The sequence below is a fragment of the Pseudomonas sp. BP8 genome (genome assembly GCF_017875955.1).
In the GTDB taxonomy this organism is placed as follows: domain Bacteria; phylum Pseudomonadota; class Gammaproteobacteria; order Pseudomonadales; family Pseudomonadaceae; genus Aquipseudomonas.
Window position 1 is genome coordinate 5,254,803 of record NZ_JAGINK010000001.1, and the last position, 15,224, is coordinate 5,270,026.

General features: G+C 62.6%; 12 protein-coding genes. 4 read left to right on the forward strand and 8 right to left on the reverse strand.

The window, feature by feature from the left end; genetic code table 11:
- Positions 1–6 precede the first annotated feature (6 nt).
- Complete coding sequence (locus J3B00_RS22970; protein ID WP_209872419.1) at positions 7–1,083, reverse strand: DUF2066 domain-containing protein; 1,077 nt, start codon at positions 1,081–1,083, stop codon at positions 7–9.
- Between the two features lie 340 nt (positions 1,084–1,423).
- Between J3B00_RS22970 and purM the strand changes: the two genes are divergently transcribed.
- The 4 genes from purM (at position 1,424) to J3B00_RS22990 (ending at position 5,616) form a co-directional block, all read left to right on the forward strand.
- Positions 1,424–2,482, forward strand: a complete 1,059-nt coding sequence (purM, locus tag J3B00_RS22975) for a phosphoribosylformylglycinamidine cyclo-ligase (protein ID WP_209872422.1) — start codon at positions 1,424–1,426, stop codon at positions 2,480–2,482.
- Positions 2,482–3,135, forward strand: a complete 654-nt coding sequence (gene purN / locus J3B00_RS22980; protein WP_209872425.1) for a phosphoribosylglycinamide formyltransferase — start codon at positions 2,482–2,484, stop codon at positions 3,133–3,135. Before purM ends, purN begins: the two co-directional genes overlap by 1 nt.
- An 8-nt stretch (positions 3,136–3,143) precedes the next feature.
- Positions 3,144–3,854 carry a DUF3108 domain-containing protein gene (locus J3B00_RS22985; RefSeq protein ID WP_209872428.1) on the forward strand — a complete coding sequence of 237 codons (711 nt, stop codon included), beginning with the start codon at positions 3,144–3,146 and terminating at the stop codon, positions 3,852–3,854.
- Positions 3,855–5,430: 1,576 nt separating this feature from the next.
- The gene (locus tag J3B00_RS22990) at positions 5,431–5,616 is read left to right on the forward strand and encodes a hypothetical protein (protein WP_209872431.1); all 186 of its coding nucleotides are present in this window, start codon (positions 5,431–5,433) and stop codon (positions 5,614–5,616) included.
- Between the two features lie 44 nt (positions 5,617–5,660).
- On the opposite strand, the gene J3B00_RS22995 is transcribed toward J3B00_RS22990, so the two are convergent.
- The 7 genes from J3B00_RS22995 to J3B00_RS23025 all read right to left on the reverse strand — a co-directional run bounded on the left by J3B00_RS22995 (position 5,661) and on the right by J3B00_RS23025 (position 15,159).
- The gene (locus J3B00_RS22995; protein ID WP_209872435.1) at positions 5,661–6,200 is read right to left on the reverse strand and encodes a DUF2058 domain-containing protein; all 540 of its coding nucleotides are present in this window, start codon (positions 6,198–6,200) and stop codon (positions 5,661–5,663) included.
- 26 nt (positions 6,201–6,226) lie between these two features.
- Positions 6,227–7,060, reverse strand: a complete 834-nt coding sequence (gene mazG / locus J3B00_RS23000) for a nucleoside triphosphate pyrophosphohydrolase (RefSeq protein WP_209872439.1) — start codon at positions 7,058–7,060, stop codon at positions 6,227–6,229.
- 62 nt (positions 7,061–7,122) lie between these two features.
- The gene (relA, locus tag J3B00_RS23005; protein ID WP_209872443.1) at positions 7,123–9,363 is read right to left on the reverse strand and encodes a GTP diphosphokinase; all 2,241 of its coding nucleotides are present in this window, start codon (positions 9,361–9,363) and stop codon (positions 7,123–7,125) included.
- A 96-nt stretch (positions 9,364–9,459) separates the two neighbouring features.
- Entirely contained in the window at positions 9,460–10,818 is a 1,359-nt protein-coding gene (rlmD, locus tag J3B00_RS23010; protein ID WP_209872446.1) for a 23S rRNA (uracil(1939)-C(5))-methyltransferase RlmD, read from the reverse strand.
- A complete protein-coding gene (gene cysM / locus J3B00_RS23015; protein WP_209872450.1) occupies positions 10,818–11,717 on the reverse strand; it encodes a cysteine synthase CysM in 900 nt (299 codons plus the stop codon). The genes rlmD and cysM overlap by 1 nt, the downstream gene beginning before the upstream one ends.
- A 1,322-nt stretch (positions 11,718–13,039) precedes the next feature.
- Entirely contained in the window at positions 13,040–14,440 is a 1,401-nt protein-coding gene (locus J3B00_RS23020) for a sensor histidine kinase (RefSeq protein ID WP_209872455.1), read from the reverse strand.
- A 2-nt stretch (positions 14,441–14,442) separates the two neighbouring features.
- Entirely contained in the window at positions 14,443–15,159 is a 717-nt protein-coding gene (locus J3B00_RS23025; RefSeq protein WP_209872458.1) for a response regulator transcription factor, read from the reverse strand.
- Positions 15,160–15,224 lie beyond the last annotated feature (65 nt).

A 15,224-nucleotide genomic window follows, 5' to 3' on the forward strand; every position in this document is an offset into this window, starting at 1 on the left:
GCTTCCTTACCAACCAAAACGCAGGCCGTCGAACGGTTTGGGTGCAGCCGCCTGGACCGCCCCCGGCTGCTCGCTGCCAGTACTGCCCTGAGGGGCGGGAGCGGGATTGCTGGCTGCGGCGGGCGCGGCTTCAGCCGGCAGTTCCTGCAGCTTGGCCAAGCCTAACTGGGCACGCAGTTGCTCGCGATTGCCGGTCACCTGGTAGGTCAAGGTACCGCCGTCAGCCAACTGCAAGCGCGGACCATACGGCTCGAGCACGCGGCTGAGTTCGGCGTAGCGTTTGAGGTTCATGCCTTGCACCTGCACGTGCAGATCGCTGCTGGCGCCGGGCCGGGTGACATAGCGCGGGGCCAGGCGGCTGCTGACTGCCAGCATCACCGCATCGGCCAGCGCCGCCTGGTTGGCGCCTTCGGCCTCGCCCTGCTCACGCTGGTCGCCCTGCCACAGCTGCCATCTGCCTTGCCACTTGCCGTCGGCTTCATGCGCATGCACCGCCAACAGGGCATCGGCGCCGTAGCGCTCGGACGCTTCACGCAGCGGCGCCGGGTCCTTGCTTTCGAGTTGCTTGGCACTGGCCACCAATTGCTCCTGCAGGTCGGCCAACGGCAGGCGCAGCGGCAGCCCGCGGTGCTGAGCGGCGCGGCGCAGTGGCTCGGCAGCACTCTGGCCATCACCGACCAGGCTGCTGCCCTCGACGCTGTCGTTCAACCACCAGCTGAGGATCGCCGGCCGGTTGCTGCCCCACAGGGCCAGCCCGGCTTTACGCAGGGCACGTTCGGTGCTGCCAGGGTCGAATTCGACCAGCACGCTTTCCGGCGGACCTGCGTCACTGCCTACCTGGTTGATGATTTGTTGCGGGTCCTTGCGCAGGGCGGCGAGGGCCGGGTTCTGCGGAGCCTTGGGATCGCCGGTCAGGCGCAGCACCAAGGTATCCAGGGCACGCCCGGTAGCCTGGGTGCGGGCATCGGCGCCCTGCCCTTCGAGGGGTTCGCGAACCTGATAAAGGCCGGTAACACTTTCAGCCTGGGCTGCACTGGCGAGCAGGGCCAGGCAACCCACAAGCAGAGAATTGATGACACGCATGGAGGATTCCTGTCCAGATGACCGAGGGGCGCGGGGCCCCGTACCTGCTGGCTGTGACCGCAGCGCATGAAGAACGCTCCGTCGGGCCAGCGATTTCGTCCCCTCGCCATGCCTATACCTTATACAGCCACTGCCGTGGCAACCAGTCGCTGACCGCGAAAGGATGTTTTTGCCGATTTCCCGGCCTGCCCGTCGGCCTGAGGATGGCCGCTGCCCGGCAACCCTGATAAAATCGCGCGCCTTCGCAGACCAGTGACGAACAGGCAGCCGCCGCTGCAACAGCCGGCCTTGGCCGTCGCGGTCGTTTTTCCGAATCCCTCCCTCCTAAAGGCCTGGATCAATGAGCAAGCAACCCTCCCTGAGCTACAAGGACGCCGGTGTAGACATCGACGCCGGCGAAGCACTGGTCGAACGCATCAAGGGCGTGGCCAAGCGCACCGCACGCCCTGAGGTCATGGGTGGCCTGGGCGGCTTCGGCGCCCTCTGCGAGATCCCGGCCGGCTACAAGCAGCCGGTTCTGGTCTCTGGCACCGATGGAGTCGGCACCAAGCTGCGCCTGGCGCTGAACCTGAACAAGCACGACAGCATCGGCCAGGACCTGGTCGCCATGTGCGTCAACGACCTCGTGGTGTGTGGCGCCGAGCCGCTGTTCTTCCTCGACTACTACGCCACCGGCAAGCTCAACGTCGACGTCGCCGCTACCGTGGTAACCGGCATTGGCGCAGGTTGCGAGCTGGCTGGCTGCTCGCTGGTCGGTGGTGAAACCGCCGAGATGCCAGGCATGTACGAAGGCGAAGACTATGACCTGGCCGGCTTCTGCGTCGGCGTGGTCGAGAAGGCCGAGATCATCGACGGCTCGAAAGTGGCCAGCGGTGACGCCCTGATCGCCCTGCCCTCGTCCGGCCCGCACTCCAACGGCTATTCGCTGATCCGCAAGATCCTCGAAGTGTCCGCGACCGACATCGAGAGCACCCAGCTCGACGGCACGCCGCTGGCCGACCTGCTGATGGCGCCAACGCGCATTTACGTCAAGCCGCTGCTCAAGCTGATCAAGGACACTGGCGCGGTCAAGGCCATGGCCCACATCACCGGTGGTGGCCTGCTCGACAACATCCCGCGCGTTCTGCCGAAAAACGCCCAGGCGATCATTGACGTGGCCAGCTGGCAGCGTCCGGTGGTGTTCGATTTCCTCCAGGAAAAAGGCAACGTCGACGAGCACGAGATGCACCGCGTGCTGAACTGCGGCGTGGGCATGGTCATCTGCGTTGGCCAGGACCAGGTCGACAACGCCCTGAACGTGCTGCGCGCTGCCGGTGAGCAGCCATGGGTGATCGGCCAGATCGCCGACGCGGCCGAAGGCGCTGCCCAGGTCGAACTGCAGAACCTCAAGGCGCACTGATGCCGAGCAAGACCTGTAACGTCGTGGTACTGCTGTCGGGCTCCGGCAGCAACCTGCAAGCGCTGATCGACCAGAGCAGTGGTGAGGACAGCCCGGTGCGCATCTGCGGGGTGATCTCCAACCGCGCCGACGCCTACGGTCTGGAGCGGGCCAAAGCGGCCGGCATCGACACCGCGGTCCTGCAGCACCAGGGTTTCGACGGCCGCGAAGCCTTCGATGCGGCGCTGATGGCGCTGATCGATCGCTTCGAGCCGGACCTGGTCGTGCTGGCGGGTTTCATGCGTATCCTGAGTGGCGACTTCGTGCGCCACTACCAGGGTCGCCTGCTCAATATTCACCCGTCGTTGCTGCCCAAGTACAAGGGGCTGCATACCCACCAGCGTGCGCTGGAGGCGGGTGATGCCGAGCATGGCTGCAGCGTGCATTTCGTCACCGAGGAACTCGATGGCGGGCCTCTGGTCGTACAGGCTGTGGTAGCGGTGGCGGCAAACGACACCGCGCAGAGCCTGGCCAGCCGGGTTCACCACCAGGAACACCAGATCTACCCGCTGGCGGTGCGCTGGTTCGCTGAAGGACGCTTGCGTCTGGGTGAGCACGGTGCGTTACTGGATGGCCAGCCGCTGGCGGCCAGCGGTCACTTGATTCGATCCTAGGAGTATTTATGCGTCGCGCCCTGCTGATGGCTCTCGCTGTGCTTGCCCTGCCCCTCCAGGCAGCTGACCTCAAGCCGTTTTCGGCCAGCTATACCGCCGACTGGAAGCAGCTGCCCATGAGCGGCACCGCCGAGCGCAGCCTGGAAAAGAACGCCAACGGTACCTGGAGCCTGAATTTCAAGGCGTCCATGATGATCGCCAGCCTGACCGAGCAGAGCACGCTCAAGCTGGACAAGGACACGCTGCTGCCGCAGACCTACCACTTCGAGCGTGGTGGCTTGGGCAAGGCGAAGAAGGTTGACCTGGACTTCGACTGGGCCAGCAAGAAAGTCACCGGTAGCGACCGTGGTGATGCGGTGAGCCTGCCGCTCAACCGTGGCGTGCTGGACAAGTCGTCTTATCAGTTGGCGCTGCAGCATGACGTGGCTGCCGGCAAGAAGAGCGTGTCCTACCAGGTGGTCGACGGTGACGAGATCGACACCTACGATTTCCGTGTACTGGGTACCGAGAAGGTCACCACCAAGACCGGCCAGGTTGATGCGGTGAAAGTCGAGCGGGTGCGTGATCCTAGCCAGAGCAAGCGTATCACCGAGCTGTGGTTTGCCAAGGACTGGGATTATCTGCTGGTGCAGCTGCGTCAGGTTGAGACTGATGGCAAGGAGTATGTGATCGTGCTGCAGGATGGTACGGTTGATGGCAGGTCGGTCAAGGGCAACTGATGATTGCCTGAAGCTGTTTGCTGGATCTTGAGACCCCGCCTTGTGCGGGGTTTCTTTTTGGCTGTTCAGGGGTTGTTGGGGAGATGGGCTGTTGGCTTGGCTGGCTGGCTGGCTGGCTGGCTTAGGGATTGTGGGCTTATCCATTTGATGTGGTGGCGCTTCTGGCCCCTTCCGCCCTTACGGCGGGTCACTTTTTTTCTTGGAAAAAAGTAACCAAAAACCGCCTGCTCCTGCATCCGGCCCTGCGCTGCGCTCCGGGTTCCCTCACTCCGGTCTTGCTCCTGACGTCGCGAAGTTACGGGTGGCGTCTGGGCTGGCGTTGTCTTCGATAGTGGCAGGCGTGGTGGATATTCGGGCCTCTTCGCGGGACAAGCCCGCTCCTACAGGTATTGCGCAAATTCTGAATTCGGCGCAATCCCTGTAGGAGCGGGCTTGTCCCGCGAAGAGGCTGGTACTGGCAACGCAAATCGCAGGGCGCAGCCCGGCCAGCCACCCCACAAATCCGCTGGTAGATAAACAAAGCGAGAGCACAGCGTTTCGCCTACCGTTGCCCTGGCTGTTGATCTTGATCTTGCTATTGATCTACCAGCGACCTGCACTCGGCCTCCTGTCGTCGCGAAGAGGCGGGTACCGGCAACGCAAATCGCAGGGCGCAGCCCTGCCGGCCACACCACAAATCCTCTTGTAAACAGACAAAGCGAGAGCACAGCGTTTCGCCTGCCGTTGCTCTGGCTGTTGATCTACCAGCGACTTCAGAAGACCACCACTCGGCCTCCTGACGTCGCGAAGTTACGGGTGGCGTCTGGGCTGGCGTTGTTTTTGACAGTGGCATGGGTGGTGGATATTCGGGCCTCTTCGCGGGGCAAGCCCGCTCCTACAGGATTTGCGCCGAATTCAAAATTTGCGCAATACCTGTAGGAGCGGGCTTGCCCCGCGAAGAGGCCGGTACTGCCAATGCAAATCGCAGGGCGCAGCCCTGCCAGCCACCCCACAAATCCGCTGGTAAATAAACAAAGCGAGAGCGCAGCGATTCGCCAGCCGTTGCCCTGGCTGTTGATCTTGATCTTGCTCTTGATCTACAGCGACTTCAGGAGGCCGAGTGGAGGTCTTGCGTAGGGAGGTGGAGGCCATGGATGGCCGGAAAGCGCTGAGGCCCAGGATGGGCCGTACAGCGCGGTCCTCCCGGAGCAAGACCGGAGCGAGGGGACCCGCAGCGCAGCGAAGGGCCGGATGATGGAGCAAGCTGTTTTTGGTTACTTTTTTCCAAGAAAAAATTGACCCGCCGTAAGGGCGGAAGGGGCCAGAAAAGCCACCACATCAAATGGATAAGCCCCCAACCTACAAGCCTCAGAACCATCGCCCCCCGATCGCGACACAAGGCCGCTCCCCCAGTGATCGCGCCAGCTTCTAGATCTTGTGCAAGACAGTTGCTCCCACAAGAGGCCGCCACTGAAACCCCGCACCACCCTCCATGAAACATGTTTCATGCCCAGTTTATTTACTTAGCCTGCTATCAAACACTATAACTAAGTCCTGCGACACAGTGCCGCAGCCAACTAGAAGTGGAGTTTTAACGATGACAGTCCAAGTAACCGAACGTGACGAATCGAAAATGTCCCACGAAGGCCTGGCCGCCGGTGTGCGGATCTGGGATGTGCACCAGCAAGGTGAACTGGTCGGTATGTTCCATCAGGAACACGAAGCCCACCAGTACCGGCAAGAACTCGAGCAGCTCGAGAGCCAGCGTACCACTACGCAATAATCAGTCTTCGATAAAAAACCCCGCCTAGGCGGGGTTTTTCGTGCTTACCACATAAGATCGTCTGGGATCTTGTAGGCAGCGTACGGATCGTCTTCGTCCGCCTCCTCCACGTGGGTATTAAGCAACAGGATGCGATTAGGGTCGCGCTCCTGAATCTTCACCGCCGCCTCACGCGGAATCACTTCGTAGCCACCGCCGAAAGCCACCACCGCCAGCGAGCCGTTGCTCAGCTTGGTACGCATCAGGGCGTTGACGGCGATGCGCTTGACCTTCTTGTCATCGACGAAGTTGTAATAGTCCTCGGTGTTCAACTTGGGCAGACGCGTCGCTTCGATCAACTGCTTGATCTGTGCGGCACGGGCCTTCTGCTCGGCCTTCTCCTGCTGCTGGCGGTTGAGCTCCTGGTCACGCTTGGCCTTGTCGGCCATGGCTTCCTTGGCCAGACGCTGCTGGGTGTCGTCGACTTCGACCTGGCCTTTTTGCTCCAGGCGCTTCTGTTTCTTTTCTGCTTTGTTGGTCTGCTGGACCTGCTTCTGGTTAACCAGACCGGCCTTGAGCAATTGATCGCGAAGGGAAAGGCTCATGGATGTTCACTCACTTATGCAACAGCTCAGCCGCAGCTGGGCAGGTTCTTTTCCTGACGTTTGGCTTCCCCCCAAAGGGCATCCAGTTCGTCAAGGTTACAGGTTTCAATCGGCTTGCCACTGTCGCGCAACGCCTGTTCGATGAAGCGGAAACGTCGCTCGAACTTGCGATTGGCGCGACGCAGGGCGTTTTCCGGGTCTTGCTTGAGGTGGCGGGCCAGGTTGACGGTGGCGAACAACAGATCGCCGATCTCGTCTTCCAGGGCATCACTGTCGCCATCAGCCATGGCTTGCAGGACTTCATCCAGCTCTTCGCGGACTTTATCCAGCACCGGCAGGGCGTCTGGCCAGTCGAAGCCGACCGTGGCAGTACGTTTTTGCAACTTGGCGGCGCGTGACAAGGCCGGCAATGCCGCCGGTACGTCGTCGAGCAAGGACAACTGCTCAGGCACGCTATGCTCGGCGCGCTCTTCGGCCTTGATCTCTTCCCAGCGTGACTTGACCTGGGCTTCGCTCAGGGTCGGGGTGTCGAGTGGCGCATAGAGCTCGCCCGTGGGGAAAACATGGGGGTGACGACGGATCAGCTTGCGGGTGATGCCATCGACCACCCCGGCAAATTCGAAGCGCCCCTCTTCACGGGCCAGCTGGCTGTAATAGACCACCTGGAACAGCAGGTCACCTAGCTCGCCTTGCAGGTGCGCAAAATCGCCACGCTCGATGGTATCGGCGACTTCATACGCCTCCTCGATCGTGTGCGGGACGATACTGGCGTAGTTCTGCTTGAGGTCCCATGGGCAGCCATGATGGGGGTCGCGCAGGCGGGCCATGAGGTGCAGCAGGTCTTCAAGGGTATAGAGCATGAGGGCAGGTCCTTCGGTTGCGCCCTGCCCGCGGGTGAACCCGCGAACAGGGCACCGCGGGTTCAAGGGGTACGGTTACGCCGCGTCTCGATGATGTTCGGCAACTGCGAAATCCGCCCGAGCAGACGCCCAAGGGCATCCAGGCCGGGGATCTCGATGGTCAGCGACATCAATGCGGTGTTGTCTTCCTTGTTCGAGCGGGTGTTGACCGCCAATACGTTGATCTTCTCGTTGAGCAGCACCTGCGACACATCGCGCAGCAGACCCGGGCGGTCGTAGGCGCGAATGATGATGTCGACCGGGTAGGTCTGCACCGGCACCGGCCCCCAGCTGACCTGGATGATCCGCTCAGGCTCGCGCCCGGTCAGTTGCAGCACCGAAGCGCAGTCCTGACGGTGGATGGTCACGCCACGCCCCTGGGTGATGTAACCGACGATCGCATCGCCCGGTAGCGGCTGGCAGCAACCGGCCATCTGCGTGAGCAGGTTGCCGACACCCTGGATCTGAATATCGGCGCGCTTGCCCGTGCGCGCGCTGGAGGGCTTGCGCGGGGTCAGCTCGATCTGTTCGATACGCTCAGGTTCGAGCAGCTGCTGCGCGGCGTTGACCAGGTGCGCCAGGCGCAGGTCACCCGCACCAAGGGCGGCAAACAGGTCTTCGGCGGTCTTGACGTTGGCTTTCTCGGCCAGCCGGTCGAAGTCCACCTGCGGCAGGCCGAGGCGGCTCAGCTCGCGCTCGAGCAAGGTCTTGCCAGCGGCGACGTTCTGGTCGCGTGCTTGCAACTTGAACCAATGGACGATCTTCGCGCGCGCCCGCGAGGTGGTGACGTAGCCGAGGTTGGAGTTCAGCCAGTCGCGGCTAGGGCTGCCGTGCTTGCTGGTGATGATCTCGACCTGCTCGCCGGTCTGCAGGCTGTAGTTGAGCGGCACGATGCGCCCGTTGATCTTGGCCCCGCGGCAGTTGTGGCCGATCTCGGTGTGCACGCGGTAGGCGAAGTCCAGCGGTGTGGCACCCTTGGGCAGGTCGATGGCGTGGCCGTCGGGGGTAAAGATATAGACCCGGTCCGGTTCGATATCGACCCGCAGTTGCTCGGCCAGGCCGCCAATGTCGCCCAGCTCCTCGTGCCACTCCAGCACCTGACGCAGCCAGGAGATCTTCTCTTCATAGTGATTGGAGCTGGCCTTGACGTCGGTGCCCTTGTAGCGCCAGTGGGCGCAGACGCCCAGTTCGGCCTCCTCGTGCATGCCGTGGCTGCGGATCTGTACTTCCAGAACCTTGCCTTCCGGGCCTATCACCGCCGTGTGCAGCGAGCGGTAGCCGTTCTCCTTGGGGTTGGCGATGTAGTCGTCGAACTCCTTGGGGATGTGCCGCCAGAGGGTATGGACGATGCCCAGCGCGGTGTAGCAGTCGCGGATTTCCGGGACCAGCACGCGCACGGCGCGCACGTCGTAGATCTGGCTGAACTCCAGCCCTTTGCGCTGCATCTTGCGCCAGATCGAATAGATATGTTTTGCACGGCCACTGATGTCGGCTTTGACGCCAGTAGCCAGCAGCTCGTTCTGCAACTGGTTCATCACGTCGCTGATGAACCGCTCGCGGTCCAGCCGGCGCTCGTGCAGAAGCTTGGCGATCTGCTTGTACTGGTCGGGCTCGAGGTAGCGGAAAGACAGGTCTTCGAGTTCCCACTTGATGTGGCCGATACCCAGGCGGTGCGCCAGTGGCGCATAGATGTCGAACACCTCGCGCGCCACGCGCAGGCGTTTTTCGTCGTCGGCGGCCTTTACCGCACGAATCGCGCAGGTCCGTTCGGCCAGCTTGATCAGCGCAACGCGGACATCGTCGACCATCGCCACGAGCATCTTGCGCAGGTTCTCGACCTGCGCCTGCGAGCCCAGCACCAACGACTGGCGCGGGCTCAGGCTGGCGCTGATGGCGGCCATGCGCAGCACGCCGTCGATCAGCTTGGACACCACCGGGCCAAAGCGCTGCCCGACCTCGGCCAAGGTCACCTTGCCCTCGCGCACCGAACGATAGATGACGGCCGCCACCAGCGAATCCTGGTCGAGCTTGAGGTCAGCGAGGATCTCGGCGATCTCCAGGCCTGCCTGGTAACTGGACGTACCGTCCGCCCAGGAATGCTTGGCCGGGTTGCCCTTTTTCTCGACTTCCTGGGCGAATTCGCAGGCCTCTTTGAGGTTCACCCGGTCGAGCGCCGAGTCGACGCTCACCACATGATCGAGCCATGCTTCGAGATTGATACTGCCGTCGGTATTGACCGGCTGGTGCACTCTCACCTGTACCATCTTTGCTTTACCTTTCCATACAGTGCACCCCACGGGTGCACTGAGAATCACCGTACGCACTCCAATCCATGGAATGCCTACCAAGGGGCCAGTTCACTAGCCCACTTCGAATAACGCCATGGCTTCGACATGCGCCGTCTGAGGAAACATGTCGAGAATCCCGGCCCTTGTTAACCGGTACCCTTGACCGACCAGCACCTGGGCATCTCGCGCCAGCGTGGCCGGGTTGCATGACACATAGACCAACCGCTTGGCCTTGAGGCGTGCGATGCCTTGCACGACCTCGAAAGCACCGTCGCGCGGTGGATCCAAGAGTACCGCAGAAAAGCCCTCGGCGGCCCATGCGGCGCCTGCCAAAGGCTGGGATAAATCGGCCTGAAAAAACCGTGCGTTATGCACATTGTTGTCTCGGGCATTGGCCGCGGCCCGATCGACCATGGCCTGTACACCTTCCACCGCCACCACTTCACGGGCCTGCCTGGCCAAGGGCAAGGCAAAGTTGCCCAGCCCACAGAACAGGTCCAGCACACGCTCGTCGGCCTTGGGTGCGAGCCAGGCCAGGGCCTGTTCGATCATCGCCGTGTTGACCTGCGCATTGACCTGGACAAAGTCCCCCGGGCGCCAGGCCAGCTGCAAGGCCCACGGCTCGAGGGTGAAGCCCAAAGTCTGCCCGGCCTCGACCGGCGCCGGATCACCCTCCCCTTGCAACCATAGCTGGGCACCGGCTTCCTTGCAGAAGGCTTGCAGGCGTGCCAGGTCGTCTTCGGGCAGGGGCGCCACGTGGCGCAGCAGAATCGCTTCGGCGGTGCCACTGAACAGTTCGACATGACCCAGCGCCTGAGGTTTGCTCAGGCTGCGGAGCACGGTCGGCAAATGCCGCATTATCGTTTGCAAAGGCTGTACCAGCACCGGGCAATCATCGATGGCGATAATTTCCTGGCTGGCTTCGGCACGGAAGCCGACGTCCAGCTGACGTGCCTTGGGGTCCCAACGCACGGCTATGCGCGCACGCCGACGGTAGCCGAATTCAGGACCGAACAGCGCTGGCGCCCAGCTTTCTGGCTGGATGCCGGCCACGCGCTGCAACTGCTCGGCGAGCAGGCGTTGCTTGAGCGCGAGTTGCTCGGCGTGCGGCAGGTGCTGAAGGTTGCAGCCGCCACAGCGGTCAAAATGCCGGCACGGTGCCTGGCGCCGTTCGGCGCTGGCCTGCAAGACGCGCTCAAGGCGTGCGTCGACGATTTTGCCACGGGCACCGAGCACCCGCGCCTCGACCGCCTCGCCGGCCAGCGCACCGCTGACGAACCAGGTGCGTCCTTCATGGAAGGCAATGCCACGGCCGTCACCGGACAGCCGCTCGATGTCCAGCCGTTGCTTCTTGCCGACGGGGACCTGAGGTGCACGGTCACCGCCGGCCGGTTGGAAGCGCAAGCCGCCTTTGCTTTTCTTGCTGGTCATCAGGTCGCGTCGAACAGTCCGGTAGAGAGATAACGATCACCACGATCACAGACGATCGCGACCATCACGGCATTTTCGACTTCCTCGGACAGGCGCAGCATGGCTGCCACCGCACCACCGGAAGACACGCCGCAGAAAATGCCCTCTTCACGGGCAAGGCGACGGGTGATGTCCTCGGCTTCGGCCTGGGACATGTCTACTACGCGGTCGACGCGGGTGGCGTCGAAGATGGTCGGCAGGTACTCCTGCGGCCAGCGACGAATACCAGGGATGGACGAACCTTCCATTGGCTGCAGACCAACGATCTGCACCGCGGGGTTCTGCTCCTTGAGGTAGCGCGAGCAGCCCATGATGGTGCCGGTGGTGCCCATCGAGCTGACGAAATGGGTGATAGTGCCGTGGGTCTGCTGCCAGATCTCAGGGCCGGTGCTGGTGTAGTGGGCGATCGGGTTGTCGCCGTTGCCGAACTGGTCCAGGACCAGCCCGCGGCCTTCGGCCTGAAGCTTTTCGGCCAGGTCGCGCGCGCCCTCCATGCCCTCTTCCTTGCTGACCAGAATCAACTCGGCGCCGTAGGCGGTCATGGCCGCCTTGCGTTCGGCGGTGGAGTTGTCCGGCATGATCAGGATCATCTTGTAACCCTTGATCGCGGCAGCCATGGCCAGGGCGATACCGGTGTTACCGGAGGTCGCTTCGATCAGGGTGTCGCCGGGCTTGATCTGGTTGCGCAGTTCGGCGCGGGTGATCATCGACAGCGCCGGGCGGTCCTTGACCGAGCCAGCGGGGTTGTTGCCTTCGAGCTTGAGCAGCAAGGTGTTGCTGGTTTCGCCGGCGATGCGCTGCAGGCGAACCAGTGGCGTATTGCCGACGCAATCGGCGATGGTTGGGTACTGCAGAGTCATGGCGTATTTCGCAATCCGGACGGCAGGGGCAACTATCATACCGGCAAACCTTTGTTGGCCATATCACGCAATCTGTGGTCGCTATAGCTACAAGCTATAAGGGCTGATCATGTGCTGGTTTTTTTTGCGGGGTTGGCTTGGGTTGGCTTTGGAATTGTGGGCTTATCCAATTGATGTGGTGGCACTTCTGGCCCCTTCCGCCCTTACGGCGGGTCACTTTTTTTCTTGGAAAAAAGTAACCAAAAACCGCTTGCTCCATCATACGGCCCTTCGCTGCGCTACGGGTTCCCTCGCTCCGGTCTTGCTCCGGGAGGACCGCGCTGTACGGCCCATCCTGGGCCTCAGCGCTTTCCGGCCATCCATGGCCTCCACCTCCCTGCGCAAGACCTGCGCTCGGCCTCCTGAAGTCGCTGGTAGATCAAGAGCAAGATCAAGATCAAGATCAACAGCCAGGGCAACGGCTGGCGAATCGCTGCGCTCTCGCTTTGTTTGTTTGTTTGCGAGCGGATTTGTGGGGTGGCTGGCAGGGCTGCGCCCTGCGATTTGCATTGGTAGTACCGGCCTCTTCGCGGGGCAAGTCGGATCGCCGCACCGCCGCCCCTACAGGGATTGCGCAAATTTTGAATTCGGCGCTGTACCTGTAGGGGCGGCGGTGCGGCGATCCGACTTGCCCCGCGAAGAGGCCCTAATATCCACCACCCATGCCACTATCAAAACAACGCCAGCCCAGACGCCACCCGTAACTTCGCGACGTCAGGAAGCCGAGTGGATGTCTTGCGCAGGGAGGTGGAGGCCATGGATGACCGGAAAGCGCTGAGGCCCAGGAGGGGCCGTACAGCGCGGTCCTCCCGGAGCAAGACCGGAGCGAGGGGACCCGCAGCGCAGCGGAGGGCCGGATGCAGGAGCAGGCGGTTTTTGGTTACTTTTTTCCAAGAAAAAAAGTGACCCGCCGTAAGGGCCATCCCTTTCAAGGTCTTTGCGTTACCTTCGGATTTCTCATGGAGGCCAGCAATGCCGGGGGCGCTGCGCGCCCCTTTTCGACCGGTCCGGCGCCCCGGCAAGGTCGCTCCCACAAGGGCGAACCGCGCCGCTCTTGAGGCATGCGCTATCCCTGTGGGAGCGGCCTCGTGTCGCGAAAAGGCTGCAAAGCAGCCCCGGCTCACTCAAGCCAGACCAAATTTCAAAGACCTTGAAAGGGATGGCCGTAAGGGCGGAAGGGGCCCGAAAAAGCACCCCATCAATTGGATAAGCCCCCCAACCTACAACCCCCAGCCCCACCGTCCCCGGCAATCCCTGAATAACCAAAGAAATCTCCCACGGCCTTAGCAGGCCCCAGTCTTAGCAACCTCGCCAAACTCAGCCTGCACTCGCAGGGCTCCCTCATCATGCGCCAGCAACCGCATACACAACCGCAATCCACGCTTGCCGTTCTCCGCCCACAAGGTGCCGCCCTGGCGCTGAATCGCCCCACGCGCAATACTCAAACCCAGGCCAAACCCACCATCGCCAGGCCGCGAACCATCCAACCGCGAAAACGGCGCAAAGATCCGCTCCAGGTCCTCCTCAGCTACCCCACCACCTTCGTCTTCCAGCCAGATCCGCCAATAGCCGCCCTCACGCTTGCCGCCAAGCCTGATCAAGCCCATGTCAGGCGAATGGCGAATGGCATTGCGCAACAGGTTTTCCAAGGCCTGAGCCAGATGGTTGAGGTTGCCCTGGACCCAACAGCTCGCCGGCACCTCGCACTGCAGCCGGGCCGGCGCCCAGCCGCTCTCGTAGCAGGCATCCTCGCTCAACATGTCCCACAACGCCTGGAGCTGGATCGGCTCCAGGTTCATCGGCGCCCGCTCGGCGTCCTGCCAGGCCAATTGCAGGGTGTCTTCGACCAGCTGTTGCATGCAGTCGACCTCACGGCCCAGACGCTCCCGCAGGCGCTGCAGGTCGCTCTCACCGTCACAGGCGACGCGCAGGCGGCTAAGCGGCGTGCGCATTTCGTGGGACAAGTCGCGCAGCAGTTGCTGCTGCAGGGCGACGGTCCCCTGCAGGCGCTCGGCCATCTGATCAAACGCCCGGGCCAGCTCGCCCAACTCGTCATTGCGGCTGATGGTGCGAGAATCAATCCGTGCCGAGAGCTGGTCGGCACGCCAGGCCTTGGCCTGCTCGCGCAACTGGTTCAGCGGCACGATCAACATGCGATAGAGGCCAACACACAACAGCAGGGCGAACAGCCCGGGAATCACACCGTTGGTGAGGATGCGCCAGAGCACGCGGTACTGCCCCGGATTGAGCCGTTCGGGCAACTGAATGACCAGCATGCCTTGCTCCACTGCAGTGGGAAACGGCACGCGCACCCAGGGCTGATCGATGCTGCGCTGGCTCATTGGCCAGTCGATACCGCGCAGGCGGGTCAGGCGCTGAACTTCAGCGGTAGTCAGCCGTGATTCGCCCAACGGCCGCAGCCTGGCATCGAGCACGTTGATCCAGCCCTGCTCACGTTGACGCATCTCGCCCAGCCAGCGATCGACGCCGGCTTGGCCGCCGTCGCGATAGGCTTGCTCGGCCTCGGCGGCGTAACTGCGCAGCAACTGCCGGGCGGGCTCGGAGAGAAAGGCGTTTTGCGTCTCGACGTGACGGCCCCAGGTGTAGCTGAGGCCGATCATCAGCAGGCAAAAGCCCACCAGCAGTACCGCCAGCCGCCAGAACAGCGAATGCCGATCGAGCATGATCAGTCCGCCTCGGCGGCACTGAGCACATAGCCTTTGCCCCACACCGTGCGGATCTGTCGCTCGTGATAGCCGATGCCTTTCAGCTTGCGGCGGATCTGACTGACGTGCATGTCCAGGCTGCGGTCGTGGCGCGAGTAGCCGCGCTGTAGCACCTGCTGGTAAAGGAAGGGCTTGCTGAGGACTTCGTCCGGGCTGCGCTTGAGGGTATCGAGCAGGCGGTACTCGCTGGGGGTCAGGCCCGCCCAGTGGCCGCTCAGGGAGACGTCGCAGAGGCCATCGTCAAATTGCAGCTCGCCGGCGTCGACCTCTCGCGGTGCCTGACGCCGGCGCTCAAGGTCGACCCGGCGCAAAATGGCCTCGATACGCACCTGCAGCTCGGCCATGCTGAAGGGTTTGGGCAGGTAATCATCGGCCCCGCGCTGGAAGCCGCTGATGCGATCAGCCTCGGCGCCCAGTGCCGACATCAGGATGACCGGCGTGGCACTGCGCCGACGCAGTTGCGCCAAGGCGTCCAGGCCGTTGAGCCCCGGCAGCAGGATATCCATCAGGACCACGTCGAACACCTGCCGACCGGCGGTCTCCAGGCCCTCCTGGCCGTTGCGGCACCAGGTTACCTGGAAGCCGCCACGCTGCAGCTCTTCGTGCAGATAGGCACCCAGGACTGGATCGTCCTCGATGGCAAGAATGTTCGAATTCTGAATAGTTACGGGATTCATTGGCTTCTGACATTTATTCTCAGTTGCGCGATTATTGGCCATGAGGGCCGGGCAGGCAACTGGAT